Source organism: Rhizobacter sp. P1_G5, assembly GCF_056405435.1.
This window is the reverse complement of the sequence record NZ_JBFUCB010000614.1, coordinates 1-3569: the sequence shown is the minus strand read 5'-3', so window position 1 is coordinate 3569 and position 3569 is coordinate 1. Positions and strand designations below refer to the sequence as shown.

Here is a 3569-nt window from a genome sequence, read left to right as displayed (position 1 = left end):
GTGACGACCAGGATCTTGGGCGTGCATTCGCGAAACCATTTGAGGATGAACGTGTCGAGCACGGCCAGGTTCTTGAGCGTGGGCATGGCGGGGCCTCCTTGGCAACCAGGTGATGTGTGGAACGGCGCGCGGACCGCGCGCTGAAACCAAGTTAGGCGGCGCCTGGAGCGATCGACATCCCTAGCCTGTCGATCTCTCCCCCATCCCGGGGGGCGGCGCGCCGCGTCGCCGACAATCGGGGCATGAAGACAATCACAGTACGCGAGGGCAAGGAGCGCTCGCTGCAGCGCCGCCACCCCTGGGTGTTCGAGGGCAGCATCGCCGGCGGCAAGGCCGACCTCGGCGAGACGGTACGCGTGCAGGCGCACGACGGCAGGTTCCTGGCCTGGGCCGCCTGCAGCCCCCATTCGCAGATCCGCGTGCGCGCCTGGAGCTTCGACGAGGCCGAGCGCATCGACAGCGCGTTCTTCCTGCGTCGCATCGAGCAGGCGATCGCGATCCGCGCGCGGCTGCCGATCGCGAGCGACGGCGTGCGCCTGATCCACGGCGAGGCCGACGGGCTGCCGGGCCTGATCGTCGACCGCTACGGCGACACGCTGAGCGCGCAGTTCCTGTCGGCCGGCGCCGAGCGCTGGAAGGCGACGATCGCCGACCACCTGCTGAAGGCCACCGGCCTCGCGCGCCTGTACGAGCGCAGCGATGCGAACTCGCGCGAGCTCGAGGGCCTGCAGCCGTCGACCGGCTGGCTGCGCGGCGACGGCGCCACCGAGGTCACGATCCGCGAGCACGGCTGGCAGCTGAGCCTCGACGTGGCCGAGGGCCACAAGACCGGCTACTACCTCGACCAGCGCGACAGCCGCAAGCTGTTCGCCGACACCGTGCGGCACTTCGGCCTGCAGCGCGTGCTGAACTGCTACAGCTACACCGGCGGCTTCAGCGTGGCCGCGTTCGCCGGCGGCGCGACGCAGGTGACGAGCGTCGATTCGTCGGGCCCGGCGCTCGAGCGGGCGCGGGCGCACGTGCTGCGCAACGGCTTCGACGATGCAGCGCACGAGACGCTGGACGCCGACGTGAACCAGACGCTGCGCGCGATGCTGCAGCAAGGCCGGCGCTTCGACGCGATCGTGCTCGACCCGCCGAAGTTCGCGCCGACCGTGTCGCACGCCGAGCGCGCGGCACGCGCCTACAAGGACATCAACCGGCTCGCGCTGATGCTGCTGGAGCCGGGCGGCGTGCTGTTCACCTTCTCGTGCTCGGGCGGCATCAGCCCCGACCTGTTCCACAAGATCGTCGCCGGTGCCGGGCTCGATGCGCAGGTCGACGGGCTGGTCTATGCGCGCACCGGCGCGGCGCCGGACCATCCGATGACGATCACCTTCCCCGAAGGCGACTACCTGAAGGGCCTGGTCATCGTCAAACGCTAGCGCCGAACCGCGCCTGCCAGCGCTCCAGCGGCACCCGCGCCGCATTGCAGACGTACGAGATGGCGCGGTACCAGCCGGCGAGCAGCAGCAGCTCCAGCAGCTGCGGCTCGCTCCACACTGCCGCCAGCTGCGCCCACAGGTCGTCATCGACATCGGCGGTGTCGTGCAGCGAATCGACCAGGCGCACCAGCAGCGCGTCCCGTTCGGTCAGTGCTGCGTCATCGGCGTGGCCGCGCTCGATCGCCACCACCTGCGCCGGTGTGAAGCCGGCGGCCTTCGCGAATGCCGCCACGTGCACGCCCCATTCGTACTCGGCGCCGCAGCGCGCGCAGACGCGGTCGATCACCACCTCGCGGTCGCGCAGCGGCAGCATCGCGTGCCGGCCGAGCATGAAGCCTCCCCACGGCATCAACCGCTCGGCCAGCAGCGGGTGGCGCGCGAACACGCGGAACAGCTGCAGCACGTCGACGGCTTCGGGCGGCGTCATGCGGCGCAGCAGGGCGTCGAGCTCGGGCTCGTACGGCGCACTGACCGGCGGAATGCGGGCGGCCGGGTTCGTGGAGGCTTCGGTCGGTGTCATGGCGATCTCCTTGCTGCTACAGAAATAGTAGCAAACGGATCCTGGCACCGAAACCGGCATGGCATAGTCGCCGACGTGACGACTTCATCGCCCCGCCCGAGGACCCCGTTGCCAGGCACGCGCGTGCGCGGCTCGGCCAGCGGCCGGCCGATCATGGCCCTGCTGGATCTGCTGGGCCGCCGCGGCACGCTGCGCCTGTTGTGGGAGCTGCGCGACGGGCAGCCGCAGAACTTCCGCGCGCTGCAGCAGAGCATGGGCGGGGCGTCGCCCACGCTGCTGAACAGCCGCGTGAAGGAACTGCGCGAGGCGCAGCTGCTGGAGCTGCGCCCCGAGGGCTATGCGCTGACGGCGCGCGGCCTCGGGCTGCTGGACGAACTGGGCCCGCTCGACCGCTGGGCGCAGAACTGGGCGCGCGCGCTCACGCGATGACCGGCAGCGCGATGCGCGGCTCGAACTTCGCGCGGTGCACGTTGAAGAAGGCCTTCACGTTGCGCACATTGGCGTCCTGCGTGAAGAGGCGCTGCACCAGCGCGTGGTAGCCCGCCATGTCGGGCGCCTGCATCACCAGCATGAAATCCGGCCCTGGCGAGACGCGGTAGCACTGCTGCACCGCCGGCTCGGCCACCGCGCGCGCCTCGAAGGCCGCGAGGTGCTCGGCGCCCTGGCGATCGAGCGTGATTTCGGCCAGCACCGTGAGCCCGGCGCCGAGCCTTTCGGGCGACAGGATGGCGACGCGCCGCTCGATGACGCCGGCCTCGACCAGCCGCTTCACGCGGCGCAGGCAGGTGGCCGGCGAGGTGTGGGCGGCGGCAGCCAGGTCCTGGTTGGACAGCGAGGCGTCGTTCTGCAACAGCTCCAACACCCTCAAGTCGGTGGGGTCCAGGCTCAGTTTTTTGTCAGATTCAGCCATTTGTCATCTACCAGTGAAATATTCAATCGATTATTGATACTCGTGGCCAATAATTTCATACTCATCAAGTATATGCAACCATTCACCACATCAATCTGCCTACGATTCGCCCCATCCCAGTTTCACCAGAGAGAACTCCCATGTGTGGCATCGTCGGCGCCGTCAGCACCCGCAACATCGTTCCGATCCTGATCGAAGGGTTGAAGCGCCTGGAGTACCGCGGCTATGACTCCTGCGGCGTGGCGGTCCACCAGAACGGCCAGCTGCGCCGGGCGCGCAGCACCTCGCGCGTGGCCGAGCTCGAAGCCAACGTGCGCAGCGACGAGATCCAGTCGGGCACCGGCATCGCCCACACGCGCTGGGCCACGCACGGTGCGCCGGTGGTGCACAACGCGCACCCGCACTTCTCGGCCGGGCCGGGCGCGAAGGCGGCGTCGGCCGGGCGGATCGCGCTGGTGCACAACGGCATCATCGAGAACCACGACGAGCTGCGCGCCGAGCTGAAGGCCAAGGGCTACGTGTTCGACAGCCAGACCGACACCGAGGTGATCGCGCACCTGGTGGACCACCTGTACGACGGCGACCTGCTCGATGCGGTGCAGCGCGCGACGCTGCAGCTGCGCGGCGCGTTCGCGATCGCGGTGTTCTGCCGCGA

Annotated in this window: 4 protein-coding genes and 1 pseudogene; 3 read left to right on the top strand and 2 right to left on the bottom strand. The window is 69.3% G+C overall.

Annotated features, from left to right (window positions below; translation table 11 throughout):
* The first annotated feature begins 242 nt into the window (after positions 1-242).
* Positions 243-1424 carry a class I SAM-dependent rRNA methyltransferase gene (locus AC1D12_RS28075; RefSeq protein ID WP_477824860.1) on the top strand — a complete coding sequence of 394 codons (1182 nt, stop codon included), beginning with the start codon at positions 243-245 and terminating at the stop codon, positions 1422-1424.
* Here the strand turns inward: AC1D12_RS28075 and AC1D12_RS28070 are convergent.
* On the bottom strand, positions 1414-2004 hold the full coding sequence (locus AC1D12_RS28070) for a carboxymuconolactone decarboxylase family protein (RefSeq protein WP_477824859.1): 591 nt from the start codon (positions 2002-2004) through the stop codon (positions 1414-1416). The two genes, AC1D12_RS28075 and AC1D12_RS28070, sit on opposite strands and share 11 nt — an antisense overlap.
* Positions 2005-2112: 108 nt before the next feature.
* Between AC1D12_RS28070 and AC1D12_RS28065 the strand changes: the two genes are divergently transcribed.
* Positions 2113-2433 carry a winged helix-turn-helix transcriptional regulator gene (locus AC1D12_RS28065; RefSeq protein WP_477824858.1) on the top strand — a complete coding sequence of 107 codons (321 nt, stop codon included), beginning with the start codon at positions 2113-2115 and terminating at the stop codon, positions 2431-2433.
* On the opposite strand, the gene AC1D12_RS28060 is transcribed toward AC1D12_RS28065, so the two are convergent.
* Positions 2423-2914: an Lrp/AsnC family transcriptional regulator gene (locus AC1D12_RS28060; protein WP_465110598.1), complete on the bottom strand. Its 492-nt coding sequence runs from the start codon at positions 2912-2914 to the stop codon at positions 2423-2425. The genes AC1D12_RS28065 and AC1D12_RS28060 overlap by 11 nt on opposite strands.
* Positions 2915-3054: 140 nt before the next feature.
* On the opposite strand from AC1D12_RS28060, the pseudogene AC1D12_RS28055 reads away from it, so the two are divergent.
* Positions 3055-3569: pseudogene (locus AC1D12_RS28055) on the top strand (glutamine--fructose-6-phosphate transaminase (isomerizing)); the annotation flags it as partial.

Bases quoted from the DNA above. Each gene is read 5' to 3' on its own strand.
- AC1D12_RS28060 (WP_465110598.1), bottom strand. From the start codon at position 2,914: ATGGCTGAATCTGACAAAAAACTGAGCCTGGACCCCACCGACTTGAGG.
- AC1D12_RS28070 (WP_477824859.1), bottom strand. From the start codon at position 2,004: ATGACACCGACCGAAGCCTCCACGAACCCGGCCGCCCGCATTCCGCCG.
- AC1D12_RS28075 (WP_477824860.1), top strand. From the start codon at position 243: ATGAAGACAATCACAGTACGCGAGGGCAAGGAGCGCTCGCTGCAGCGC.